The organism is Paracoccus sp. MA (genome assembly GCF_020990385.1).
Taxonomy (GTDB): domain Bacteria; phylum Pseudomonadota; class Alphaproteobacteria; order Rhodobacterales; family Rhodobacteraceae; genus Paracoccus.
In genome coordinates this window covers 585,956-608,902 of sequence record NZ_CP087598.1, presented here as the reverse complement: position 1 = coordinate 608,902, position 22,947 = coordinate 585,956, and the positions used below count along the sequence as shown (strand labels likewise).

Here is a 22,947-nt window from a genome sequence, read left to right as displayed (position 1 = left end):
CGCGCTTCCCGAGTCGTCACAGCCCGCACCTTCTCCGGGCGCGGCATCCTCTTGCGGGGGAATATCGGCTACCATATCTTCCTGCCCGTGCAGCCGCGCAGCTGGGGGAAGCAGAATGCCATTCAAGGATGCAGAGGTCCCCAATCTCGGGAAAGCCCCCACCGCCTCGGACATCATCCTGAAATTCATCCGCGATTCCATCGCCGACGGCACGCTGGACGAGGGCGAGCCGATCCGCCAGGACGATGTCGCAAGGATGTTCAACGTCAGCAAGATCCCGGTCCGCGAGGCGCTGAAGCGGCTGGAGGCCGAGGGTCTGGTCGAGTTCCAGCGCAACAAGGGCGCCATCGTCACCGCGGTTTCCGAGCCCGAGATCGCCCAGATCTTCGAGACCCGCGCCATCCTGGAATCGGCCGCCATCAAGCTTTCGGTGCCGCATATGACGCTGGAGACCTTCACCGATGCCGAGGCGTTCTGCGACGCCTTCGCGCGGGAAACCGATGTCGCGCAATGGTCGGCGCTGAACTGGCAGTTCCACAGCTGCCTCTATCTGGATGCGCAGCGGCCGTTCCTGGTCAGCACCATCCGCTCGGTGAACGACCGGCTGGAGCGTTACCTGCGCATCCAGCTGGCCCTGTCGCACGGCCAGGGCACGGCCGACCGCGAGCATCGCGAGATCCTCGCCGCCTGCCGGGCGGGCGATGCGGAAAAGGCGGGCGCGCTGGTCTATGCCCATATCATGGGCGCCTGTTCGTCCCTGCTGCACCACCTGCCGGCAAGCAAGGGCGCAAGCTGAGGCCCGGGCCGTTTCCAAGGGCGGCAACCCGCTTAAGCCATGGCCGGCCGGCCCGCCAGCCGCAACCGCCACGCCGCCCTGACCGGACGGCCTCGCGACCCGATGCCCGGCTGGCTGCCGCCAGGATCATGCGCCCTCGGCACGCTCCCCAGGCGGGGCGTGATCGCGTCAAGGGCATCGATACGGCGCCCGCCCCGTTGGACGTGGCGGCGCTTCGCCCCGCCGATCTCCATCCGCCCGCAACAGGCTGCGACCGACCGCACCCCGAAGGCCGGAAGCGCGGGGATCGATCATTCGAAGCAATGGAGCGGATGCGGCGCGGGGCTTCCGGGCGAATCCCTGCAGACGACCTGCCACGGGGCCGATCCGCAGCCAGGCAAGCTGCGGTCGGCGCCGATCCATCTCTGCAACGCTCCGCCGCGCCCGGGACAGGCTTGCCGCAATACCATCGCCCCCGGCACGCCACCGCGAAGGTCGTGGGCGGACGCTGCCTTTACCGCTACCCATCGCCTCCCTCCGGTCGCGGAAAGCGGGCCCCGCTGGCCCAAGATCACGGCCCAGCCGAACGGATCGGACCGCAGCTCCACAAGCCCGGCCCCCCCCGCCGACCAACGAGAAGCCATCAGGACCAGAGCCCCCGCCGTTGGCTTGCGAAGCATCTCGGGACAGGATACAAGCCAAGGCGATGCGGGTGTAGCTCAATGGTAGAGCAGCAGCCTTCCAAGCTGAATACGTGGGTTCGATTCCCATCACCCGCTCCACTCTCCCCTTCCGCTCGCCCTCCCGCCCGGCACCCGGCTTCTTTCTTGCCCAAATATCCCGGGGGGAGCGCCTCCTGCGCCCCGCAGGGCGCGGGAGGCGTGGGGGGCAGAGCCCCCAGCCCTTCCGTTCCCGCCGGATGCGCCCTATATCCTGCGGGCAATCCGCAAGACGCGGGCATCTCGCCCGACCATCCCGCGGGCGACTCGCCCGACGCGCCGAAAGGAAGCCCATGTCCCGGAAAGCCATGCAGCGCCTGTCCTTCTTCCTGCTGATGGGCCTGACGCTCTACGCCTCCTTCGTGGGCGCGGGCTGAGGGAGGCGGCGATGGCAAAGCGTTTCGGCGGCCGCTTCTCGCCGCAGCCCCGGCTGGACGGAACCGATCCGCGCCCGCCCGCGCGCCCGGCGCCCGGCGAGGTTCGGCATCCGCTGGAATCGCGCACGCGCTGGGTCACGATCATGGCCGTCCCCTTCCTGATCAGCGCCTTCTGGCAGGACCCGGCCGGGCTTGCCCTGCATCTGATCGCCTTCGGCAGCCTGGCCTCGGGCATGTGGATGACGCGCGAGGGGCTGCAGGCCGAGGCTGCCTATGACGCCCGCCGCGTCGCGCGCCGGCCGGCGATTCCGCGCAAGCTCTTCGGCGGCATCCTGACCGGGCTCGGCCTCGCCCTCGGCTCGTATGTCCCGGGCGCCGAGGCCGGTGCGGGGGTGATCGGCATCGCCGGCGCCATGCTGCACTGGCTGGCCTTCGGCACCGACCCGATGCGCGACAAGGGCATGGAGGGCATCGACGGCGTCCGGCAGGACCGCGCCCAGCGCATCGTCGCCGAGGGCGAGGCGCATCTGCAGGCCATGCAGCAGGCCATCCTGCGCACCGGCGACCGCCGGCTGGAGGCCCGCGTCGGCATGTTCGCCGCCGCGGCGCGCACGCTTTTCGGCCATGTCGAGGACAATCCCGACACGATCTCGGCCCTGCGCCGCTATCTCAGCGTCTATCTGCAGGGCGCGCGGGACGCGACGGTGAAATTCGCCGACCTCTACGCCCAGACCCGCGACCCCCGCGCGCGCCAGGATTACGAGACGCTCCTGAACGATCTGGAAACCGAATTCGCAGCCCGCAGCGCCCGGGTGCTGGAAGGCGGCCGCGCCGACCTGGACATCGAGATCAGCGTGCTGCGCGACCGGCTGGCGCGCGAAGGGGTGCGGCCCCCCGCCATCCCCGCCCAGCCGGACGAGCCGGCGGACCTGTCGCGGCCGATGACGCTGGACGACCTGCTGATCCCGCGCGATTCCGAAAAGCCGCGCCGCTAGCCATGCCGCGTTTCGCCCTGCTGATCGAATATGACGGCGGCCCCTTCGCGGGCTGGCAGGCCCAGGCTGACCGGCCCAGCGTGCAGGGCGCCATCGAGGCCGCGCTCGGCCGGCTCGACCCCGGCTTCGCGGCCGGCGCGCGCATCGCCGCGGCGGGCCGCACCGATGCCGGGGTGCATGCCACCGGGCAGGTCGCCCATGCCGATCTGGACCGCGACTGGGACCCGTTTCGCCTGCCCGAGGCGCTGAACTGGCACCTGAAGCCCGCCCCGGTGGCCGTCCTGGCCGCCGCACGGGTGGCGGATGACTTCCACGCCCGGTTTTCGGCGCATGAGCGGCGCTATCTGTTCCGGCTGATCGCGCGCCGCGCCCCGCTGACCCATGATCGCGGCCGGGCCTGGCAGGTGCAGAACCGGCTGGACCTTGCCGCGATGCGCGCAGGCGCGGCGCATCTCCTGGGCCGGCACGATTTCACCACCTTCCGCTCGACCATGTGCCAGTCGAACAGCCCGGTAAAGACGCTGGACGAGCTGAGCATCGACGAGGTCGAGGTCCCGCAGGGCCGCGAATACCGCTTTGTCCTGCGCGCCCGGTCCTTCCTGCACAACCAGGTGCGTTCGATCGTCGGCACGCTGGAGCGGGTCGGCGCGGGGGCCTGGCCGCCGGGGCGCGTGGCCGAGGCGCTCGCCGCCCGCGACCGCGCCGCCTGCGGCCCGGTCTGCCCGCCGCAGGGGCTTTACCTGACCGGGGTGGGCTATCCGCAGGACCCCTTTGCCCCTGTCGCGCGCTGACGCGGCGGCCCCGGCACATGCCGGGACGCGGCCCGCCCTTTGGCAGCAACCATGGGCAGGGCAGGCGTGGGCAGCAAGGACCCGGCGGCACCCCGCGGGCAACAGGCTGCACCCGCGGCCCGGCCCGCGCCGAAGCGGCGGGCTTGAAGATGTCGGGAGGAGGAGAGCGACGACAAGGCTGGCAGACCACAGGACGCGGCGCCGGCAGGCTGCGGCGACTCCCGGCGGCTTACTCGGCGGGAACGCTTGGCTGCGGGTGCACCGCCGGCAGCACGGGCTGGGGCCTGACCGGAGCAGCCGCCTGCGGCATGCTGGGCACCCGGCGGGCGCGGCGGCCCTGCCAATGCGGAATCACCACGGTCATCACCGTATGCCAGATGATCCACAGGTCCAGCCGCAGGCTGCGCCGGCGCTGATAGATCAGGTCCAGCCGCAGCTTGGTCGGCAGGCAGCGGCGGTAATAGGCGGCCTCGGTCGCCGCGGCGGTCTTGCAGCGCGCCATGATCCGGTCCTCATGCGCGTGATAGATCATCGTGGCCAGCCCGGTGACGCCGGGGGGGTTCTTCAGCACCTGGGCGTAAAGCGCCGGGAAACGCTCGACATATTCGCGCAGCGGCGGGCGGGGGCCGACGAAGCTCATGTCGCCGCGCAGGATGTTGAACAGTTGCGGCAATTCGTCGATGCGGGTGCGGCGCAGGATGCGGCCGACACGGGTGATGCGCCAATGCTTGTGCGCGCCGGTGGCGCCGAAATCCCCGTCTTCCAGCAGCATGGTGCGGAACTTGAGCAGGTTGAACGGCTCTCCCGGGGCGCGCATGCGCGGCGCGACGTAGAACAGCGGCCGGCCCTGGGTCAGCAGCAGGATCATCGCGACCCCGGCCATGACCACGGAAAGCGGGATCAGCAGCACCAGGGCCAGCACGATGTCGAAACACCGCTTGCCCGGCGTCATGCCGATCCGGCCCTGCACCTGCTCGCGCGCGATCCAGGTCAGATCGACGCTGCCCAGCGAATGCAGGTTGCGGCAGTCGGCTTTGTCCCAATCGTGGTGAATCGTCACAATTCCGTCCTGCGTTCGGCGCTTTGGCTAACTTTTCCCGCCTAACATAGCACCTCTTAATTTAAAACTACCGCAAGAGGGAAACTGCACGAGACTTGCGCAAGCGTGTCCTTTCGGCCAGTCTTTGCTCATTCTGGGACAACCGGGGCGGGATAAATGCGGAAATTTCTGGTGGTTCTGGACGATTCACGCGAGTGCCTGAACGCCATCCGCTACGCCGCCCTGCGCGCGGCCAAGACCGGCGGCGGCGTGCAGGTGCTGGCGGTGATTCCGGCCACCGCCATCCAGCACGGCATGGGCGTCGCCGACGTCATGCGCGCCGAGGCCTATGAGCGGATCGAGGCGCATTACGAGGTCTTTGCCAAATGGATGCGCGACCGCCCCGGCATCGAGCCGGAACTGGTGGTGCGCGAGGGCGAGCCGGGCGCCGAGCTTCTGGCCCAGATCCATGACGACCCCGAGATCGGCGTGGTGGTGCTGGCCGCCTCGACCGAAAGCGCGGGGCCGGGACCGCTGGTCACCCGGCTGACGCGCGAAGTGGCCAACCTGCCCTGCCCGGTCACCATCGTGCCCGGCGACATCTCGCGCGAGCGGCTGGAGCAGATCACCTGATGCACCGCCCGCTGGCGCTGGCCGCGTTGCTGGCCATCCCGGTCCTGGCGGCGCTGTTCCACGGGCTTCGGGCAAGCCCGCTGCGGCCGCTGAGCGGCCATCTGGCGGGGCTGGCGCTTTACTGGACGCTGCTGGCGCTGGCGCTGGCCCGCTGCGGCGGATGGTCGCTGCGGCTGCGGCCGCCCTCGGCGGCGGTGGTGCTGGCGCTGGCCGCGCTGGTGCTGGCCTGCGCGCTCTGGGCCGGAACCGCGCCGGCCCGGCTGTCCTGGCCGGTGCTCGCCGCCGTGGCGCTGGCGGCGCTGATCAACGGCACGCTCGAGGAGGCGTTCTGGCGCGGCGCGCTGATCCCCCGTCCCGGACCGGGCGCGCAAGCCCTTGCCGCGGCGCTGTTCGTGCTGTGGCACCTGGCGCCGGCGGTCGGCGCGGCGGGGCTGGACATGCCGGGCGGCGCGGGCGGAATCCTGGCCGGCGCGGCGCTGATCGCGCCCCTGATGATGGCGGCGCGGCTGTCCTCGGGCACGGCGGGGGCGGGGGCGCTGGCGCATGTGCTGGCGAATTTCCTCGTCTTCGTCCGGATCGCCGCCGATAACGGCGTGCCGGTCTGACTTGACTTGCCCGCCCTTCGATCCCCATATCCCGGGACAAAGGAGCCCGCCGCCATGTTCATCCAGACCGAGACCACTCCCAACCCCGCGACGCTGAAATTCCTGCCGGGCGAAACCGTGCTGGGCAGCGGCACCGCCGACTTCCCCGCGCCCGAGGCCGCCGCGACCAGCCCGCTGGCCCGACGCATCTTTGCCGTGCCGGGCGTGACCGGGGTGTTCCTCGGTTCGGATTTCGTGACCGTGACCAAGGCCGACGAGGCGGTCTGGGACCATCTGAAGCCCTCGGTCCTGGGCGCGATCATGGAACATTACCAGTCCGGCGCCCCGGCGATCGAGGGCGCGGCCGCCAGCGGCCATAACGACCAGGACGGGCCAGACGCGGAAATCGTGAACCAGATCAAGGAATTGCTGGACACCCGCGTGCGCCCGGCCGTGGCGCAGGACGGCGGCGACATCACCTTCCACGGCTTCGACCGCGGCGTGGTCTATCTGCACATGCAGGGCGCCTGCGCCGGCTGCCCCTCCTCCACGCTGACGCTGAAGATGGGCATCGAGAACCTGCTGCGCCATTACATCCCCGAAGTGACCGAGGTGCGGCCCGTTGGCTGAGGCGCTTTCGCTGGGCTTCGACACATCGGCCGCGCATTGCGCGGCCGCTTTGCTGCAGGGCGACCGGGTGCTGGTCCAGCGCCACGAGGACATGGCCCGCGGCCAGGCCGAACGGCTGTTCCCGCTGCTTGGCGAAGTGCTGGCCGAGGCGGGCGCGGGCTGGCGCGACCTTTCCGTCATCGGCTGCGGCATCGGGCCGGGCAATTTCACCGGCATCCGCATCTCAGTCGCGGCGGCGCGGGGGCTGGCGCTGTCGCTGGGCATTCCCGCCGTCGGCGTCGGCGCGACCGAGGCCGCCGCGCATGGCCTGCCCCGCCCCTGCCGCGTCGCCATCCCCGCCCGCCATGGCGAGGTGATCTGGCAGGATTTCGGCACCGGGCATCCCGGCCTGCCGCAGCAGGCCGCGCCGCAGGACCTGCCGCCGGGCCCGCCCCTTCTGCCGCCCGCCATGCCGCTGGCCGAGGCCATCGCCCGCATCGCCGCCGCGCGCCGCGACCAACCGGACCTGCCGCGCCCGGCGCCGATCTATCTGCGCCCGGCCGATGCCGCGCCGGCGCGCGACCGCGGCCCGCTGATCCTGTCATGACGCCCGAGGAACTGGCGGCGCTGCACGGCCGCTGCTTTGCCACCCATCCCCGGCCATGGGCGGCGGCGGAATTCGCCGACCTGCTGGCCAACCCGCTGAATTTCCTTCTGGTCGGGCCGCAATGCTTCCTGCTGGGCCGCAGCGTCGCGGACGAGGCCGAGCTGCTGACGCTGGCCGTCGCCCCCGAGGCGCGGCGCCGGGGGCTGGCCTCGGCGCTGCTGGCCGAATTCGCCGCCACGTCACGGATGCGGGGCGCGCACGAGGCCTTTCTGGAGGTCGCCTCGGACAATGCGGCAGCCACGGCGCTTTATGCCGGCGCGGGCTGGGAAATCGCCGGAAACCGGCGGAATTACTACGCGCCCGGCGTGGACGCGCTGCTGATGCGGCGCACGCTCTGACCGCGGACAAGGCTGTTGACGGATTCCGGCCCATGCGCCCTAATCCGGAAATCTCGGGCTGACTCGCCCGCAAACCGTCTTGAGGTCCGACATGTCCCTGATGAAATCCCTGCTCGCCGGCGCCTGCCTGTCCTTGCTGCCGGTCGCGGCGCTGGCCGATCCGGCGCTGATCTTCGACCTGGGCGGGAAATTCGACAAATCCTTCAACGAGGCCGCCTATAACGGCGCCGAACGCTGGAAGGCCGAGACCGGGGGCACCTACAAGGAGCTGGAGATGCAGTCCGAGGCCATGCGCGAGCAGGCGCTGCGCCGGCTGGCGCAATCGGGCGCCAATCCCATCGTGATGACCGGCTTCGCCTTCGGCGAGGTGCTGGGCAAGATCGCGCCGGACTATCCCGACACGAAATTCGTCATCATCGACATGGTGGTCGAGCAGCCGAACGTGCAGTCCATCGTCTTCACCGAAGAGCAGGGCTCGTATCTGGCCGGGGTGGCCGCCGCCAAGGCCTCGAAATCCGGCACGGTGGGCTTCATCGGCGGCATGGACATCCCGCTGATCCACAAGTTCGAATGCGGCTATGCCCAGGGCTTCAAGGCGACCAATCCGGACGGCAGGCTGATCATCAACTATACCGGCACCACGCCCGCCGCCTGGAACGACCCGGTGAAGGGGGGCGAGCTGCTCAAGGCGCAGGTCTCGCAGGGGGCGGATGTGGTCTATGCCGCGGCGGGCGGAACCGGCATCGGGGTGCTGCAGGCGGCCGCGGATGCCGGCGTGCTGTCGATCGGCGTGGACAGCAACCAGAACCACCTGCATCCGGGCAAGGTGCTAACCTCGATGGTCAAGGGCGTGGACAATTCGGTCTACGAAGCCTTCAAGGCCGGGACCGAGGTCGAGCCGGGCGTGAAGGTCATGGATCTGGCCTCGGGCGGGGTGTCGCTGGCCATGGACGAGAACAACCAGCCGCTGATCACCGACGAGATCGCCGCCGCCATCGACGCCGCCGCCACGGGCATCGAATCGGGCGAGATCAAGGTGCACGACTACATGACCGACAACAGCTGCCCGGTGCAGTAATGGCCGCGGCCGGCGCGCTGCCCGAGGCCCCGGCGATCGAACTGCGCGGGATCTCCAAGGCCTTCGGGCCGGTGCAGGCCAACAAGGACATCGACCTGATGGTGCCGCGCGGCACCATCCACGGCATCATCGGCGAGAACGGCGCCGGGAAATCGACGCTGATGTCGATCCTTTACGGCTTCTATCGCCCCGATGCCGGCGAGATCCTGATCGGCGGCAAGCCCGTCGCCATCGCCGACAGCCAGGCCGCGATCCGCGCCGGCATCGGCATGGTGTTCCAGCATTTCAAGCTGGTGCAGAACTTCACCGTGCTGGAAAACGTGATCCTGGGCGCCGAGGACGGCCGCCTGCTGCGCCCCTCGCTGGCGCGGGCGCGCGGCGAGCTGAAGCGGCTGGCGGCGGAATACGAGCTGCAGGTCGATCCCGACGCGCTGGTCGAGGAGCTGTCGGTCGGCCACCAGCAGCGGGTCGAGATCCTGAAGGCGCTGTATCGCCAGGCCGACATCCTGATCCTGGACGAGCCGACGGGCGTGCTGACCCCGGCCGAGGCCGATCACCTGTTCCGCATCCTGCGCGGCCTTCGGGACGAGGGCAAGACCGTCATCCTGATCACCCACAAGCTGCGCGAGATCATGGAGATCACCGACAATGTCTCGGTCATGCGCCGGGGCGAGATGGTGGCCTCGGTCCGCACGGCCGAGACCAGCCCGCCGCAGCTGGCCGAGCTGATGGTGGGGCGCAAGGTGCTGCTGCGGGTGGACAAGGCCCCGGCCCGGCCCGGCCCGCCGGTGCTGGAACTGCGCGGGCTGCGCATGGTCGATGCCGAGGGCGTCGAGCGGCTGCGCGGCATCGACCTGACCATCCGCGCCGGCGAGATCCTGGGCATCGCCGGCGTCGCCGGCAACGGCCAGACCCAGCTTCTGGAGATCCTGGGCGGCTATCCCGAGGCGGGCGCCCGGCTCTCGGGCGAGATCCTGCTCGGGGGCCGGCCGCTGCCGCTCTCCGGATCGGACGGCCGCGCCCGGCGCCGCGCCGGCATCGGCCATGTCCCCGAGGACCGCCAGGCCGAAGGGCTGATCATGGATTTCGCCGCCTGGGAGAATGTCGCCTTCGGCTATCAGGACGCGCCCGAGTTCCGGAGCGGCTGGCTGATGGACCATGCCGCCATGCGCGCCGAGGCGGCCGGCAAGATCGAGCGTTTCGACATCCGCCCGCCCGATGCGGACCTGCCGGCGAAGAGCTTCTCGGGCGGCAACCAGCAGAAGATCGTGGTGGCGCGCGAGGTCGAGCGCAATCCCGACCTGCTGCTGATCGGCCAGCCGACGCGCGGGGTGGATATCGGCGCCATCGAGTTCATCCACAAGCGCATCGTCGCGCTGCGCGATGCCGGCAAGGCGGTGCTGCTGGTCTCGGTCGAGCTGGACGAGATCATGGCGCTGTCGGACCGGATCGCGGTGATGTTCGACGGCCGCATCATGGGCGAGCGGCTGCCCGAGGAGGCGACGACCGGCGATCTGGGCTGCCTGATGGCCGGGGTCGATCCCGCCGTGACCCCGCCCGAAGCGGCGATCCCGCCGGCGGCGGCGCCGGGGGCGGATGCCGAGGGGGGCGCGGGATGAGGCGCCGCATGCCTCCGGCGGGGGTATTTGGACAACAGAGAAAGCCGGGGGAGGCGGGCTGATGGAGCGAATGCCGAAATGGGCGGATGTGATCCTGACGCCGCTGATTTCGCTGGCGCTGGCCTTTGCCATCTCGGCGCTGGTGATCCTGGCGATCGGGGAAAGCCCGGCCGAGGCGCTGAAGGTCATGGTCGAAGGCGCGCTGGGGTCCAGCTATGGCTGGGGCTTCACCCTGTATTACACTACGAATTTCATCTTCACCGGGCTGGCGGTCATGGTCGCCTATCACGCCGGGCTGTTCAATATCGGCGGCGAGGGGCAGGCCGCCCTGGGGGGCTTGGGCGTCGCGCTGGTGGTGCTGGCCCTGCCCTGGCCGCATTGGGCGCTGGCACTGCCGGCGGCGGCGGTCGGGGCGGCGCTGTTCGGGGCGCTTTGGGCGCTGATCCCGGCCTGGCTGCAGGCCCGGCGCGGCAGCCATATCGTCATCACCACCATCATGTTCAATTTCATCGCCGCGGCGCTGCTGAACTATGTCCTGGTCAACCTGCTGCGGCCCGTGGGCAGCATGGACCCGGCCTCGGCCCGGTTTCCCGCGGCAGCGCATCTGCCGAAGCTTTCCGACATGGCGCTGGGGCTCGGCTTCGAATGGGGCCGGAACACGCCCGCCAATGTCACCTTCTTCGTCGCCATCGCCGCCTGCCTGCTGGTCTGGCTGCTGATCTGGCATACGCGGCCGGGCTATGAGATCCGCGCCTTCGGCAAGTCCGAACCGGCGGCGCTTTACGCCGGCATCTCGCCGGTGCGGATCACGGTCCTGGCCATGCTGGTCTCGGGGGCGCTGGCCGGGCTGATGGCGATCAACAACGTCATGGGCGAGGCCGAGCGGCTGATGCTGAACGCGGTCGAGGGCGCCGGCTTCATCGGCATCGCCGTGGCGCTGATGGGCCGCAACCACCCGTTCGGGGTATTCCTGGCGGCGCTGCTCTTCGGCTTCCTCTACCAGGGCGGGGGCGAACTGGCGCTGTGGACCTCGATCCCGCGCGAGCTGATCGTGGTCATCCAGGCGCTGGTGATCCTGTTCACCGGGGCGCTGGACAACATGGTGCGCATGCCGCTGGAACGGCTGTTCACGGCGCTGCGCCGGAAGGGGGCGTGATGGATTTCGCGACCGTGATCCAGATCCTCGATTCGGCGGTGCGGCTGATGACGCCCCTGCTGCTGGCCTGCCTGGCCGGGCTTTATTCGGAACGCGCCGGGGTCTTCGACATCGGGCTGGAAGGCAAGATGCTGATGGCGGCCTTCACCTCGGCCTCGGTCGCCTATGCCACCGGCAGCGCCTGGCTGGGGCTGCTGGCCGGCATCGCGGGCGCCGCGGCCATGGCCGGGCTGCATGGCCTCGCCTCGATCAGCTTCCGCGGCAACCAGCTGATCTCGGGCGTGGCGATCAACTTCCTCGCCTCGGGGCTGACGGTGCTTCTGGGGCAGAAGATCTTCGGGCTGGGCGGCCGCACGCCCTCGCTCTCCGGCGCGGCGCGCTTCGGCGAGATCACCCTGCCCTTCGCCGACACGCTGCGCCCGGTGCCGGTGATCGGGCCGGTCTATGCCGAGCTGATCTCGGGCCACACCATCCTGGTCTATGTCGCCTTCGCCATGGTGCCGCTGACCTGGTGGGTGCTCTATCGCACCCGCTTCGGCCTGCGGCTGCGCGCGGTGGGCGAGAATCCGGCCTCGGTCGATACCGCCGGCGTCTCGGTCACCCGGCTGCGCTATGCCGCGGTGATGATCTGCGGGGTGCTGTGCGGCATCGCCGGGGCTTACCTCGCCACGGGCATCTCGGCCGGCTTCGTCAAGGAGATGACCGCCGGGCGCGGCTTCATCGCGCTGGCGGCGCTGATCTTCGCCAAGTGGCGGCCATGGAGCGCGCTGTTCGCCACCTTCCTGTTCGGGCTGATGGAGGCGGTGGCGAACCGCTTCCCGAATCTCGACCTGGGGGTGGTGACCGTGCCCTCGATGTTCATGAACGCCCTGCCCTATATCCTGACCGTCATCATCCTGGCCGGCTTCGTCGGCCGCGCCATACCGCCGCGCGCGGGAGGAGAGCCCTATGTCAAGGAACGCTGAGCTTGCCCGCCTGATCCGCGACCGCACCGGGGACGCGCCGCCGGAATACGGGCTGATCCTCGGCTCGGGGCTCGGGCATCTGGCGGCGGCGGTCGAGGGCGTGGCGATCCCCTATTCCGACCTGCCGGGCTTTCCCCATGCCGGGGTGTCGGGCCATGTGCCGCAGCTGGTGATCGGACAGCTGGAGGGGCGTCGGGTCGCGGTCCTGGGCGGGCGGGCGCATTACTACGAATCCGGCCGCGCCGATGTCATGCGACTGCCGCTCGAGGTGCTGAAGGCGCTCGGCACCCGGCAGCTGATCCTGACCAATGCGGCGGGCAGCCTGCGCGCCGAGATGCCGCCGGGATCCCTGATGCTGCTGTCGGACCACATCGCCTTCGCCGGCACCAACCCGCTGATCGGCGAACCCAGCGAGGCGCGCTTCGTGCCGATGACCGACGCCCATGACCCGATCCTCCGCGTCGGGCTCAGGGCCGCCGCCGAGGCCGAGGGGATCGCACTGCCCGAGGGGGTCTATTGCTGGTTCTCGGGGCCTTCCTTCGAGACCCCGGCCGAAATCCGCGCCGCCCGCATCCTCGGCGCCGATGCGGTCGGCATGTCCACCGTGCCCGAGGTGATCCTGGCGCGCTTCCTGGGCCTGAACTGCGCCGCCGTCTCGGTCATCACCAATATGGGCGCCGGCCTCTCGGACGAATCGATCAGCCACGAACATACCAAGGCCATGGCACCCCTGGGCGCGGCCAAGCTGGAGCGCATCCTGCGCCGCTTCCTCGGCGGGGGTGCCTGACCCCCGGCTTCTCTGTTTTTCAAATACCCCCGCCGGAGGCCACCGGCCTCGCCACCGGCGCTAGCCCGGCAAGCGCAGGCCCGGCAGCGCCGCCTCGACCCGGGCCGCAGCGCCGTCCAGATCGTCAAGACCGCCCAGCGCCACCACCGGGCCGCGCCCGTCGTCATGGCGCGCCCGGTGCCTTTCATAGCGCGGGTCGTAATGGTCGCGCATCAGCCCCGCCGCCAAGCCGGCCCAGTCGGCCGCGTCGATCATGCGCAGCCAGTCCTCGATCCGCTCGGCCGGATGCAGCGGGCGCAGGCTGTTCACGATCCGCGCCAAGGCCTCGGGGTCGGCGCAGGCCTCGGCATAGCTTCGCGCGGTATAGGCGGCGCGGGCCTCGACCGGTACGGCAAGGCGGATGCGCGGCGCGGCGATGATGGCCTGCCAGATGCCGCGCGGCAGGTTCAGATCGCCGATGCGCGAGCTTTCCGCCTCGACCAGCAGCGGGCGCGCGGGGTCGAGCGCCTCCAGCGCCAGGGCGAGGCGGCTTTCGAACAGCTTCTGCGACGGCTGGCCGCCCGGCAGCGCCCCGAACAGGCTGCCGCGATGGTTCGCCAGCCCCTCCAGGTCGATGACCTGATGGCCGCGCGCCGCAAGCCGCGCCAGGATTTCGGTCTTGGCGCTGCCGGTATTGCCGTCCAGCACCACCACCGGCGCGGTCACGGGTGCCGTGACCCGCGCCACCACCAGCGCCCGCCAGGCCTTGTAGCCGCCCTCGATGCGGCCGACACGCCAGCCGATCTGCGACAGGATGGTGGCGAAGGCGCCCGAGCGCTGGCCGCCGCGCCAGCAATAGACCAGTGGCCGCCAGCCGCCGCCGAAGCCGGAAAGCGGCCCGGCGATATGGCGCGCGGCATTGGCGGCGACCATGGCGCCACCCAGCTTGCGGGCATCGAAGGGGGAAACCTGCTTGTAGATCGTGCCGACCTGCGCGCGCTCCTCGTCGGACAGCACCGGCAGGTTGATCGCGCCCGGCAGGTGATCCTCGGCATATTCCGAAGGCGAGCGCGTGTCGATGACGGTGTCGAACCCGGACAGCGCCGGATCCGACAGCGATGTCAGGCGGATGTCCACTTAGTAGACGTAGACCGGGGTTCCGATCGGCACCTGCTCGAACAGGTCCATCACCGCCTCGTTGCGCATGCGGATGCAGCCGTTCGAAACGGCGCGGCCGATCGAGTTCGGCTCGGTCGTGCCGTGGATGCGGATCGAGGTATCGTTGCCCCTGGCGTCGTAAAGATACAGCGCCCGCGCGCCCAGCGGGTTGGTCGGGCCGCCCGGCATGCCGTCGGCCCATCTGGCATATTGCCCGGGATTGCGCTTGATCATCGCCGGCGTGGGCGTCCAGCTGGGCCATTCGGTCTTGCGCCCGACGGTGGCGCGGCCCTTCCAGACCAGCTCGTCCTTGCCCACGGCGACGCCATAGCGGACCGCCCGGCCCGGCGCGATGACGTGATAGAGGAAGAAGTCCTTCGAGACCACGACGATGCTGCCGACCTCGAAATCGTTGCGGATCGAGACCTCGGTCGGGGCATAGGGGTCGCGCCGGGGCTCGGCCTGGGTGGCCAGCGCCGCGGGCTGCGCCTGTGCCAGGGCCAGCGAGGGCACGGCCACCAGCGGCAAGGCGGCCATCAGCATCTGTCTGCGGTTCATCTGTCCGTCCTGAATCCTTGCGTTTCTTGACCATGCGCCTAACCGCTTGGGCGCCCGGGATCAACTCAAAGCGCCGTGACGCGGTTGAAACGCGCGGCAAACGTGCCTAGCTTGCATCGGGAAAGGACCGTCCGCCATGACCTGCGCGACTTGTGCCCCCGCTTTCCGCCCGCCGCGCCGCGCGCCCGCGCGCGCCCCGCATCTGTGCCGGGGCCGGGGCGGCCGCGGCTGCCGCTGCCATGTCGCGGCCCGTCCGCAACTGGCCCGCCCGGTTCTGGCCGGAAACGGCCACGCCTTGCGCTGGCGGCCCGATGCCGGCGAAGGTCCGCCGCGCCATCAGGTCCTGCACCACCTGCCCCAGCATCCGCAGGCTCCGCCGCATCCTGTCTGAATCGCGCCCTTCCCGCCATTCCGACAGGACAATCCGATGAAACATCTCCAGAACGATGCCGAGCTGACCGTCACCGGCATGAGTTGCGCCTCTTGCGTGGGGCGCGTCGAAAAGGCCCTGGCCGCCGTGCCGGGCGTCGAGAACCCGCAGGTCAACCTGGCCACCGGCCGGGCGCATTTCCGCCTGACCGCGCCCGAGGCCCTGCCCCGCGCCGTCGAGGCGCTGGCACATGCCGGCTACCCCGCCGAGTCCCGACTGACCCGGCTGGGCATCGAGGGCATGAGCTGCGCCTCCTGCGTGGGCCGGGTCGAAAAGGCGCTGGCCGCCATGCCGGGCGTGAGTTCGGCTCAGGTGAACCTCGCCACCGGCAGCGCCGCCATCCGGCATTCGCCCGCCGTCGCGCCGCAGGCGCTGGCCGATGCGGTGACCGCCAAGGGTTACCCCGCGCAGGTGCAGGCCGAGGCCGGCCACCACATGCACGACCACGGCGACGATGCGGCCGCACTGAAGCGCAATTTCCTGATCGCCCTGGCCCTGACCCTGCCCGTCTTCGTGGCCGAGATGGGCGGCCATGCCTTCCCGGCCTTCCATCACTGGCTGCACATGGCGCTTGGCCAGCAGACGCTCTGGGTGCTGGAATTCCTGCTGACCAGCGCCGTGCTCGCCGGGCCGGGGCGGATGTTCTTCCGCATCGGCATCCCCGCGCTGATGCGCCGGGCGCCCGAGATGAACAGCCTGGTGGCGCTGGGGGCCTCGGCGGCCTGGGCCTACTCGACCGTGGCGACCTTCGCGCCGGGTCTCTTGCCGGCGGATTCGGTGCATGTCTATTTCGAGGCCGCCGCCGTCATCGTCACGCTGATCCTGCTGGGCCGCTGGCTGGAAGCCCGCGCCAAGGGCCGGGCCGGCGACGCCATCCGCCGGCTGATCGAACTGGCCCCCGACAGCGCCCATGTCGAGCGCGACGGCCGCATCGTCGAAATCCCGGTGGCCGAGCTGCGCCCCGGCGACATCGTGCATCTGAAACCGGGCGAGCGGGTGGCCGTGGACGGCGTGCTGACCGAGGGCAGCGGCGCCGTGGACGAATCCATGCTGACGGGCGAGCCGGTACCGGTCGCCAAGAACCCCGGCGATGCGGTGACGGGCGGCACGGTGAACGGCAATGCGGCGCTGGCCTATCGCGTCACCGCGACCGGCGGCGACACGGTGCTGGCCCGCATCATCCGCATGGTCGAGGACGCGCAGGCCACCAAGCTGCCGGTGCAGGCGCTGGTGGACCGGATCACCGCGGTCTTCGTGCCGGTGGTGATCGGGCTGGCGGCCCTGAGCTTCGCGCTGTGGATGATCTTCACCGGCTCGCCGGGTCAGGCGCTGGTGGCGGCGATCTCGGTCCTGATCATCGCCTGCCCCTGCGCCATGGGGCTGGCGGTGCCGGTCTCGATCATGGTCGGCACCGGGCGCGGGGCCGAGCTGGGCGTGCTGTTCCGGCGCGGCGATGCGCTGCAAAGGCTGGCCGATGCCCGCATCGTCGGCTTCGACAAGACCGGCACGCTGACCCAAGGCGCGCCCGCCCTGACCGCGCTGGAGGCCGAGGAGATCGCGCCCCTTGAGGCGCTGCGCCTTGCCGCCGCGGCCGAGGCGCGCTCGGAACATCCGCTGGCCGCCGCCATCCTCGCCGCCGCCCGCGACAAGGGGCTGGAGCTGCCCGCGGCCGAGGCCGTGCAAGCCGCCGCCGGGCGCGGGCTTTCGGCGCGGGTCGAGGGGCGCGCGCTGCTGATCGGCAATGCCGCCGCGCTGGCCGAGGCCGGCATCACCCCTTCGCCCGCGCTGATCGCCGCGGCCGAGGGCTGGGCGGCGCAAGGCGCGACCCCGGTGCATCTGGCGGTGGAGGGCCGCCACGCCGCCGCCATGGCGCTGGCCGATCCCATCCGCCCCGAGGCGGCCGAGGCCATCGCCGCGCTGCACGGGCTGGGCCTGCAGACCGCGATGATCTCGGGCGACGTGCAGGCCACGGCCGAGGCGGTGGGCCGCAAGCTGGGCATCGACCGCGTGACCGCCGGCGTGCTGCCCGAGGGCAAGCTGGCCGCCATCCGCGAGATGGGGCCGGGCACGGTCTTCGTCGGCGACGGCATCAACGACGCCCCGGCCCTGGCCGCGGCCGAGACCGGCATCGCCATCGGCACCGGCACCGACGTCGCCATCGAATCGGCCGAGGTGGTGCTGGTCGGCGGCGATCCGGCGGGCGTGGCGCGGGCCATCCGCCTGTCACGCAGCGTCATGCGCAATATCCGGCAGAATCTGTTCTGGGCCTTCGGTTACAATGTCGCCCTGATTCCCGTGGCCATGGGGGCGCTGGTGCCCTTCGGCGGGCCGCAATTGTCACCCATGCTGGGGGCCGGGGCGATGGCACTCTCCTCGGTCTTCGTGGTCAGTAACGCGTTGCGATTGAGGCGTGCCGGATGATGCTGCGAACCCTTGTCCTGATCCTGGCGCTCGCCGCCGCACCGGCGGCCGCGGCGCCGTTGCGCATCCTCGCCTTCGGCGACAGCCTGACCGAGGGCTACGGCCTGCCCTCGCGCGACGGGCTGGTGCCGCAATTGCAGGCCTGGCTGAAGGCGCGGGGCCATGACGTGGTGGTGCTGAACGGCGGGCTGTCCGGCGACACCACCGCCGGCGGGCGGGTGCGGATCGGCTATTCGCTGGCCCGCCACAAGCCCGACGCGGTGATCGTCGAGCTGGGGGGCAACGACCTGCTGATGGGCTTTTCCCCGCAGACGGTCGAGGACAACCTGCACTCGATCCTGAAACAGGCCGGCAAGGGCGACAAGCCGCTGCTGCTGGTCGGCATCGCCCTGCCCGACGAGGACGCGCCGCAACGCGAGGAATGGGCGGGGATCTGGCCGCGCCTCGGCGCCCGGCACGGCGCGCTCGTGCTGGAGAACCTGTATCAGCCGCTCTACGACGGGCCGGGCGAAGCCTATATGTCGCTGCTGCAAAGCGACGGACTGCATGCCTCGGCCCAGGGGGTCAGGCTGATCGTCGAGGCGCTGGGGCCCAAGGTCGAGGAACTGATCGCCCGGGCCGCAACCCGGCGCTAATGCGCCATCGCGCCGTGGCCGGGCATGCGGCCGTTGTCCACCGGCAAGCGTGCCTCGATTGTGCCGCAGCCGCCGAAATCCAGCATGAGCACCAGCGTGTCGCCGTCTTGCAGGGGCCGCTTCAGCCCCATCAGCATGACATGATCGCCGCCCCGCGCCAGCGGGTGGCTGCCGCCGGCGGGAATCTCGATCGGCCCGGCCTGGACCATCCGCATCACCCCGCCCTCCTCGCGATGCGTGTGCAGCGCCACCCGCTCGGCCGTGTCCGAGGCGACCGCCGAAAGCGTGCAGGGCGCCGCGCCGCGATTCTCGATCACCATGAAGGCGGCGGCAGAGCGGGGATTGGCGGCGCGGGCATAGCCGTCGCGCAGCACCAGATCCTGCGCCATGGCGGCAGGCGGCAGCAAAGCGAGGCAAAGGGCGGGCAGCAGGGGCTTCATGGCGGCTCCGTTCCGGTTCCGGGCAAGGCTAGCGCAGGCGCCGCCCGGCCGCCATCCCGGCCGGAATCGCCCGCCGATCTGCCGCAGCCGCCCGGGTTTGCATATCTCTCTTGTGGAAATATCCACGGGGGTGCGGGGGCAGTCGGCCCCCGCGTCGCAAGGACGCAACCGGCACGTGCTCATGCAAAAGCCCCGCCGGTGAAGGCAGGGCGCATCGCATCCGCGACGGGCTCTCGATAAGGGGCCTCGAATCGACCGGCCCCTTCCCGAAAGCGGCGGATCAGGCTTTCGCCAGCTCGCGCTTGATCTTCAGGGCGCGATCCGACAGCTCGGCATCCTTGGCTTTCGCCAGGAAGGCGTCGAGGCCGCCGCGGTGGTCGACCGAACGCAGCGCCGCGGCCGAGATGCGCAGCTGGTAGCTGCGGCCCAGCTTTTCCGACAGCAGCGAGACTTCGTTCAGGTTCGGCAGAAACCGGCGACGAGTCTTGTTGTTGGCGTGGGAGACGTTGTTGCCGCTCATCGGGCCCTTGCCGGTCAGTTCGCAAACGCGCGACATGATCTTGTTCCTTCGATTCGATCCTGCACGGGCTTGGGCCCGCAATATGAAAGGGCGCCGCGTGGCAGCGCCCGGAAATCCGTTTGCGGGGGATAAAGCCAGACGGCGGGCGCGTCAAGCCTTTTCGCCCGGGTTTTCCGCCCCCGCCCGGCCCTTCGCGACGCGAAACCCCTCGGCCTCGTGGCGGATCAGCGCCTGCTTGCGCCACAGCCCGCCGCCATAGCCGGTCAGCCCGCCATCCGAACCGATCACCCGATGGCAGGGAATCACCACCGCGATCTGGTTCGCGCCATTGGCCCGCGCCACGGCGCGGACCGCGGAAGGCCGGCCGATACGCCGCGCCAGTTCGGCATAGCTGGTGGTCGTGCCCGCGGACAGGCGCTGCAATTCCCGCCAGACCTGCTGCTGGAAATCGGTGCCGTGCAGGACCAGCGGCAGGTCGAAAGCCGCCCGTTCGCCGGCGAAATAGCCGGCGATCTGCGCCTCGGTCCGGTCGGTGACGGCGGTGCGGCCCGGACCGATGCGGCCCCTGGCGGCAAGGCGGCGCAACTCGGCCGGCAGCGCCGCGCGTTCGAGGAATTCCAGCAGGTGCAGCCGCTCCTGGTCGGCGACCGCGATCATGCCGCCCAGGGGCGTGTCGAACCATGCGGCCAGCAGCTCGGCCGGCCCCTGCGGCGGGCCCGGCAGCGCAGCCAGCAGCGCGCCGGGATCGGCCTGCGGATCAGGCCCGGCGCTCATGCGCCTGCCGCCCGGCGATCAGCGAGTCGCATTCGGCGGCGCCCAGCCAGTCGAGCATCCGGGCCGCTGCCGAATCGGGATCGCTGTCGCCGCGCGCCACGGCATCGCCCAGCTCGCGCAGCCGGGCGCGCACCTCGGGGCGGTCGAGCCGCGCCAGCAGCCCGGCGCGCAGTTCCGACAGGAACCAGTGCCGCGCCTGCTCGGCCCGGCGGGTTTCGAAATGCCCGTGCTCGCGCCGCCAGTCGGCCAGCCAGGTCATGTTGGTCCAGGCCTTGTCCAGCCCCTCGCCGGTATAGGCCGAGACCGGCAGCGCCTTGGGGTAGCCCTCGGGGTCGTAGGGGCGCTTGCGCAAGAGCCGCAGCGCGCCGGCATAATCGGCGACGGTGCGCATGGCGGTCTCGCGCAGATCGCCATCGGCCTTGTTGACCAGGATGATGTCGGCGATCTCCATGATGCCACGCTTGACGCCTTGCAGTTCGTCGCCGCCGGCCGGGGCGAGCAGCAGGATGAACAGGTCGGACATCTCGGCCACCAGGGTTTCGCTTTGCCCGACGCCCACGGTCTCGATCAGCACCACGTCGAAGCCCGCCGCCTCGCAGAGCCGCACGGTTTCGCGGGTGCGGCGCGCCACGCCGCCGAGTTCGGCGCGCGAAGGCGAGGGGCGGATGAAGGCGTTGGGATCGCGCGACAGCGTCTCCATCCGGGTCTTGTCGCCCAGGATCGAGCCGCCCGAGCGCGCCGAGCTGGGATCGACGGCCAGCACCGCGACCTTGAGGCCCTGCGCGGTCAAGAGCTTGCCGAAAGCCTCGATGAAGGTAGACTTGCCGACCCCCGGCGTGCCCGACAGGCCGATGCGCAGCGCCTGCCGCTCGGGCAATTCCGCGAGCAGCGCCACGGCGCGGGCGCGGTGGTCGGGGCGGGTGCTTTCGATCAGCGTGATCGCGCGGGACAGCGCGCGGCGATTGCCCTGCGTCAGGGGTTCGGTCAGTTCGTCCATGCCCATCCCGGCTGCATCCTTGCGACGCGGGGGCCGACTGCCCCCGCACCCCCGTGGATATTTCCACAAGAAAGACATGTAAACGCCGGGGAGTTGTGGCGGATCGGCACGGGGGCTAAATCTGCCGGGAAAGGGAGCGGAGAAATGCTGACGCGGCGGACGATTCTGGCCGGGATGGCGGCGATGGCGGCGGCGGGGCCGGTCCTGGCGGCCCCGGGGCTGCAGCTGCTGATGGTGCGGCGCAAGGGCTGCGTCTATTGCGCGCAATGGGATCGCGAGATCGCCCCGGTCTATGGCCGGCATCCCGAGGGGCGCGCGGCGCCGCTGCTGATGGTCGATCTGGACGGCCCCTATCCCGACGGGCTGGCGCTGGCGCGGCGGCCCTGGCTGACCCCGAGCTTCATCCTGCTGCAGGGCGGCGTCGAACTGGCGCGATTCGAGGGCTATCCGGGGCAGGAGCGGTTCTTCGGCGTCTTGCGCGACATGCTGGCCCAGGCGGCGGGCTGAGATGGCGGGCTGAGGCTTTCGCCTTGCGCCGCTTTGGGTTATCCGGGGCCGCGTAACCTGCCAGAGGAATGGGCCATGCACGACATCCGCGCCATCCGCGAGAATCCCGCCGCTTTCGACGCTGCGCTTGCATTGCGCAACCTGCCGCCGGTTTCGCCCGAGATCCTGTCGCTGGATGCCGACCGCCGTTCCCGCATCGCGGCCGCCGAGGCCGCGCAGGCCGAGCAGAACAAGGCCAGCAAGGAGGCCGGCGCCGCCAAGGGCCGCGGCGAGGAGGCCGAGTTCCAGCGCCTGCGCGCCCTGGTCACCGCCAAGAAGGACGAGACCGCCCGGCTGCAGGCCGAGGCAACGGCCTTGGACGCCAAGCTGCGCGAGCTGCTGCTGACCGTTCCGAACCTGCCGCTGGACAGCGTGCCGCCGGGCAAGGACGAGGATGACAATGTCGAGATCCGGCGCTGGGGCGCGCCGCGCGAATTCGACTTCGCCCCGCGCGAGCATTTCGAGATCGAGGGCGTGAAGCCCGGCATGGATTTCGAGACCGCCGCGAAGCTCTCCGGCTCGCGTTTCGTGGTGCTGAAGGGCGGCGTCGCCCGCATCCACCGCGCGCTGGCGCAGTTCATGCTGGACCTGCATAGCGGCGAGCATGGGCTGGAAGAGACCTGGGCTCCGGTTCTCGTGCTTTCGGAGATGATGGAAGGCACCGGGCAGTTGCCGAAATTCGGCGAGGACAGCTATCAGACCCGAGAGGGCTGGTGGCTGATCCCGACCTCGGAGGTCACGCTGACCAACACCGTGCATGGCGATCTGATCGATCATGCCAGCCTGCCGCGGCGCATGGTGGCGCATAGCCAGTGCTTCCGCTCGGAAGCCGGCAGCGCCGGGCGCGACACGGCGGGGATGCTGCGTCAGCACCAGTTCGAGAAGGTCGAGATGGTCTCGATCACCGATGCGGAATCGGGGGTCGCGGAACATGCCCGCATGACCCGCTGCGCCGAGACGGTGCTGGAGCGGCTGGGCCTGCCCTATCGCACCATCGTGCTGTGCGGCGGTGACATGGGCTTCGGCGCCCGCATCACCCATGACCTGGAAGTCTGGCTGCCCGGACAGGGCAAGTATCGCGAGATCTCCTCGGTCAGCTATTGCGGCGATTTCCAGGCGCGGCGGATGAACGCCCGCTATCGTCCGGCAGGCGGCGGCAAGCCGGAATTCCTCCATACGCTGAACGGCTCGGGGCTGGCGGTGGGGCGCACGCTGATCGCGGTGCTGGAAAACGGCCAGCAGGCGGACGGCTCGGTCCTGCTGCCCGAGGCGCTGCACCCCTATCTGGGCGGCAGGACGCGGCTGGGCGTGGACGGCGTGCTGGCCTGACCTGACTTAACAAAAGCGGGACGGGGCG

The 22,947-nt window shown here is 70.5% G+C and carries 24 protein-coding genes and 1 tRNA gene; 18 read left to right on the top strand and 7 right to left on the bottom strand.

The genetic code is table 11. The features are described 5' to 3' along the window. Positions 1-115 precede the first annotated feature (115 nt). The 4 genes from LOS78_RS10120 (at position 116) to truA (ending at position 3,657) form a co-directional block, all read left to right on the top strand. Positions 116-796 carry a GntR family transcriptional regulator gene (locus tag LOS78_RS10120; RefSeq protein ID WP_230378140.1) on the top strand — a complete coding sequence of 227 codons (681 nt, stop codon included), beginning with the start codon at positions 116-118 and terminating at the stop codon, positions 794-796. Positions 797-1,483: 687 nt separating this feature from the next. Continuing rightward, a tRNA-Gly gene (locus LOS78_RS10115) sits at positions 1,484-1,557 on the top strand. 325 nt (positions 1,558-1,882) lie between these two features. Further along, a complete protein-coding gene (locus LOS78_RS10110) occupies positions 1,883-2,866 on the top strand; it encodes a 5-bromo-4-chloroindolyl phosphate hydrolysis family protein (protein WP_028711820.1) in 984 nt (327 codons plus the stop codon). A gap of 2 nt (positions 2,867-2,868) precedes the next feature. After that, positions 2,869-3,657, top strand: coding sequence for a tRNA pseudouridine(38-40) synthase TruA (truA, locus tag LOS78_RS10105; protein ID WP_230378139.1), 789 nt, complete (start codon positions 2,869-2,871; stop codon positions 3,655-3,657). A gap of 229 nt (positions 3,658-3,886) precedes the next feature. Here truA and LOS78_RS10100 read toward each other — a convergent pair whose 3' ends face one another. Beyond that, a complete protein-coding gene (locus tag LOS78_RS10100) occupies positions 3,887-4,717 on the bottom strand; it encodes a sugar transferase (protein ID WP_230378138.1) in 831 nt (276 codons plus the stop codon). Between the two features lie 156 nt (positions 4,718-4,873). On the opposite strand from LOS78_RS10100, the gene LOS78_RS10095 reads away from it, so the two are divergent. From LOS78_RS10095 to LOS78_RS10050, 10 genes are all read left to right on the top strand, one after another. Beyond that, positions 4,874-5,329, top strand: a complete 456-nt coding sequence (locus LOS78_RS10095; protein WP_028713089.1) for a universal stress protein — start codon at positions 4,874-4,876, stop codon at positions 5,327-5,329. After that, positions 5,329-5,934: a type II CAAX prenyl endopeptidase Rce1 family protein gene (locus LOS78_RS10090; protein ID WP_230378137.1), complete on the top strand. Its 606-nt coding sequence runs from the start codon at positions 5,329-5,331 to the stop codon at positions 5,932-5,934. Before LOS78_RS10095 ends, LOS78_RS10090 begins: the two co-directional genes overlap by 1 nt. Positions 5,935-5,988: 54 nt before the next feature. Continuing rightward, positions 5,989-6,543, top strand: coding sequence for a NifU family protein (locus LOS78_RS10085; protein ID WP_028713091.1), 555 nt, complete (start codon positions 5,989-5,991; stop codon positions 6,541-6,543). After that, complete coding sequence (gene tsaB / locus LOS78_RS10080; protein WP_230378136.1) at positions 6,536-7,129, top strand: tRNA (adenosine(37)-N6)-threonylcarbamoyltransferase complex dimerization subunit type 1 TsaB; 594 nt, start codon at positions 6,536-6,538, stop codon at positions 7,127-7,129. Before LOS78_RS10085 ends, tsaB begins: the two co-directional genes overlap by 8 nt. Further along, positions 7,126-7,527: a GNAT family N-acetyltransferase gene (locus LOS78_RS10075; RefSeq protein ID WP_028713093.1), complete on the top strand. Its 402-nt coding sequence runs from the start codon at positions 7,126-7,128 to the stop codon at positions 7,525-7,527. Before tsaB ends, LOS78_RS10075 begins: the two co-directional genes overlap by 4 nt. Before the next feature lie 91 nt (positions 7,528-7,618). Beyond that, positions 7,619-8,605, top strand: a complete 987-nt coding sequence (locus tag LOS78_RS10070) for a BMP family protein (protein WP_028713094.1) — start codon at positions 7,619-7,621, stop codon at positions 8,603-8,605. Beyond that, the gene (locus LOS78_RS10065) at positions 8,605-10,224 is read left to right on the top strand and encodes an ABC transporter ATP-binding protein (RefSeq protein WP_230378135.1); all 1,620 of its coding nucleotides are present in this window, start codon (positions 8,605-8,607) and stop codon (positions 10,222-10,224) included. The genes LOS78_RS10070 and LOS78_RS10065 overlap by 1 nt, the downstream gene beginning before the upstream one ends. A gap of 61 nt (positions 10,225-10,285) precedes the next feature. After that, positions 10,286-11,380, top strand: a complete 1,095-nt coding sequence (locus LOS78_RS10060) for an ABC transporter permease (protein ID WP_028713095.1) — start codon at positions 10,286-10,288, stop codon at positions 11,378-11,380. Further along, complete coding sequence (locus LOS78_RS10055) at positions 11,380-12,345, top strand: ABC transporter permease (RefSeq protein ID WP_230378134.1); 966 nt, start codon at positions 11,380-11,382, stop codon at positions 12,343-12,345. Before LOS78_RS10060 ends, LOS78_RS10055 begins: the two co-directional genes overlap by 1 nt. Beyond that, complete coding sequence (locus tag LOS78_RS10050; RefSeq protein ID WP_230378133.1) at positions 12,329-13,132, top strand: purine-nucleoside phosphorylase; 804 nt, start codon at positions 12,329-12,331, stop codon at positions 13,130-13,132. The genes LOS78_RS10055 and LOS78_RS10050 overlap by 17 nt, the downstream gene beginning before the upstream one ends. A gap of 60 nt (positions 13,133-13,192) precedes the next feature. On the opposite strand, the gene mnmH is transcribed toward LOS78_RS10050, so the two are convergent. Both mnmH and LOS78_RS10040 read right to left on the bottom strand, forming a co-directional pair. Then, entirely contained in the window at positions 13,193-14,248 is a 1,056-nt protein-coding gene (gene mnmH / locus LOS78_RS10045; RefSeq protein WP_230378132.1) for a tRNA 2-selenouridine(34) synthase MnmH, read from the bottom strand. Next, positions 14,249-14,827, bottom strand: a complete 579-nt coding sequence (locus tag LOS78_RS10040) for a L,D-transpeptidase (protein WP_028713099.1) — start codon at positions 14,825-14,827, stop codon at positions 14,249-14,251. Positions 14,828-15,254: 427 nt separating this feature from the next. Between LOS78_RS10040 and LOS78_RS10035 the strand changes: the two genes are divergently transcribed. Both LOS78_RS10035 and LOS78_RS10030 read left to right on the top strand, forming a co-directional pair. Further along, on the top strand, positions 15,255-17,678 hold the full coding sequence (locus LOS78_RS10035) for a heavy metal translocating P-type ATPase (RefSeq protein WP_230378131.1): 2,424 nt from the start codon (positions 15,255-15,257) through the stop codon (positions 17,676-17,678). Beyond that, entirely contained in the window at positions 17,675-18,313 is a 639-nt protein-coding gene (locus tag LOS78_RS10030) for an arylesterase (RefSeq protein WP_230378130.1), read from the top strand. Before LOS78_RS10035 ends, LOS78_RS10030 begins: the two co-directional genes overlap by 4 nt. Here LOS78_RS10030 and LOS78_RS10025 read toward each other — a convergent pair. From LOS78_RS10025 to meaB, 4 genes are all read right to left on the bottom strand, one after another. Beyond that, positions 18,310-18,753: a copper chaperone PCu(A)C gene (locus tag LOS78_RS10025; protein ID WP_230378129.1), complete on the bottom strand. Its 444-nt coding sequence runs from the start codon at positions 18,751-18,753 to the stop codon at positions 18,310-18,312. The two genes, LOS78_RS10030 and LOS78_RS10025, sit on opposite strands and share 4 nt — an antisense overlap. A 280-nt stretch (positions 18,754-19,033) precedes the next feature. Continuing rightward, positions 19,034-19,309, bottom strand: coding sequence for a 50S ribosomal protein L28 (gene rpmB, locus LOS78_RS10020; RefSeq protein ID WP_011748713.1), 276 nt, complete (start codon positions 19,307-19,309; stop codon positions 19,034-19,036). A gap of 114 nt (positions 19,310-19,423) precedes the next feature. Next, positions 19,424-20,047 (bottom strand): methylated-DNA--[protein]-cysteine S-methyltransferase, encoded by a 624-nt coding sequence (locus tag LOS78_RS10015; protein WP_230378128.1) that lies wholly within the window; start codon positions 20,045-20,047, stop codon positions 19,424-19,426. Then, on the bottom strand, positions 20,031-21,044 hold the full coding sequence (gene meaB, locus LOS78_RS10010; protein WP_230378509.1) for a methylmalonyl Co-A mutase-associated GTPase MeaB: 1,014 nt from the start codon (positions 21,042-21,044) through the stop codon (positions 20,031-20,033). Before meaB ends, LOS78_RS10015 begins: the two co-directional genes overlap by 17 nt. Before the next feature lie 144 nt (positions 21,045-21,188). Between meaB and LOS78_RS10005 the strand changes: the two genes are divergently transcribed. Further along, positions 21,189-21,551 carry a SoxS protein gene (locus tag LOS78_RS10005; protein ID WP_230378127.1) on the top strand — a complete coding sequence of 121 codons (363 nt, stop codon included), beginning with the start codon at positions 21,189-21,191 and terminating at the stop codon, positions 21,549-21,551. 75 nt (positions 21,552-21,626) lie between these two features. Further along, positions 21,627-22,919 carry a serine--tRNA ligase gene (serS, locus tag LOS78_RS10000; RefSeq protein ID WP_230378126.1) on the top strand — a complete coding sequence of 431 codons (1,293 nt, stop codon included), beginning with the start codon at positions 21,627-21,629 and terminating at the stop codon, positions 22,917-22,919. Positions 22,920-22,947 lie beyond the last annotated feature (28 nt).

Coding starts and splice junctions, on each gene's coding strand:
- LOS78_RS10065 (WP_230378135.1), top strand. CDS start 8,605: ATGGCCGCGGCCGGCGCGCTGCCCGAGGCCCCGGCGATCGAACTGCGC.
- LOS78_RS10095 (WP_028713089.1), top strand. CDS start 4,874: ATGCGGAAATTTCTGGTGGTTCTGGACGATTCACGCGAGTGCCTGAAC.
- LOS78_RS10035 (WP_230378131.1), top strand. CDS start 15,255: ATGAAACATCTCCAGAACGATGCCGAGCTGACCGTCACCGGCATGAGT.
- LOS78_RS10120 (WP_230378140.1), top strand. CDS start 116: ATGCCATTCAAGGATGCAGAGGTCCCCAATCTCGGGAAAGCCCCCACC.
- LOS78_RS10070 (WP_028713094.1), top strand. CDS start 7,619: ATGTCCCTGATGAAATCCCTGCTCGCCGGCGCCTGCCTGTCCTTGCTG.
- LOS78_RS10075 (WP_028713093.1), top strand. CDS start 7,126: ATGACGCCCGAGGAACTGGCGGCGCTGCACGGCCGCTGCTTTGCCACC.
- LOS78_RS10050 (WP_230378133.1), top strand. CDS start 12,329: ATGTCAAGGAACGCTGAGCTTGCCCGCCTGATCCGCGACCGCACCGGG.
- LOS78_RS10090 (WP_230378137.1), top strand. CDS start 5,329: ATGCACCGCCCGCTGGCGCTGGCCGCGTTGCTGGCCATCCCGGTCCTG.
- LOS78_RS10025 (WP_230378129.1), bottom strand. CDS start 18,753: ATGAAGCCCCTGCTGCCCGCCCTTTGCCTCGCTTTGCTGCCGCCTGCC.
- LOS78_RS10085 (WP_028713091.1), top strand. CDS start 5,989: ATGTTCATCCAGACCGAGACCACTCCCAACCCCGCGACGCTGAAATTC.
- LOS78_RS10030 (WP_230378130.1), top strand. CDS start 17,675: ATGATGCTGCGAACCCTTGTCCTGATCCTGGCGCTCGCCGCCGCACCG.
- LOS78_RS10055 (WP_230378134.1), top strand. CDS start 11,380: ATGGATTTCGCGACCGTGATCCAGATCCTCGATTCGGCGGTGCGGCTG.
- meaB (WP_230378509.1), bottom strand. CDS start 21,044: ATGGACGAACTGACCGAACCCCTGACGCAGGGCAATCGCCGCGCGCTG.
- LOS78_RS10015 (WP_230378128.1), bottom strand. CDS start 20,047: ATGAGCGCCGGGCCTGATCCGCAGGCCGATCCCGGCGCGCTGCTGGCT.
- LOS78_RS10005 (WP_230378127.1), top strand. CDS start 21,189: ATGCTGACGCGGCGGACGATTCTGGCCGGGATGGCGGCGATGGCGGCG.
- serS (WP_230378126.1), top strand. CDS start 21,627: ATGCACGACATCCGCGCCATCCGCGAGAATCCCGCCGCTTTCGACGCT.
- rpmB (WP_011748713.1), bottom strand. CDS start 19,309: ATGTCGCGCGTTTGCGAACTGACCGGCAAGGGCCCGATGAGCGGCAAC.
- LOS78_RS10110 (WP_028711820.1), top strand. CDS start 1,883: ATGGCAAAGCGTTTCGGCGGCCGCTTCTCGCCGCAGCCCCGGCTGGAC.
- LOS78_RS10040 (WP_028713099.1), bottom strand. CDS start 14,827: ATGAACCGCAGACAGATGCTGATGGCCGCCTTGCCGCTGGTGGCCGTG.
- LOS78_RS10060 (WP_028713095.1), top strand. CDS start 10,286: ATGGAGCGAATGCCGAAATGGGCGGATGTGATCCTGACGCCGCTGATT.
- truA (WP_230378139.1), top strand. CDS start 2,869: ATGCCGCGTTTCGCCCTGCTGATCGAATATGACGGCGGCCCCTTCGCG.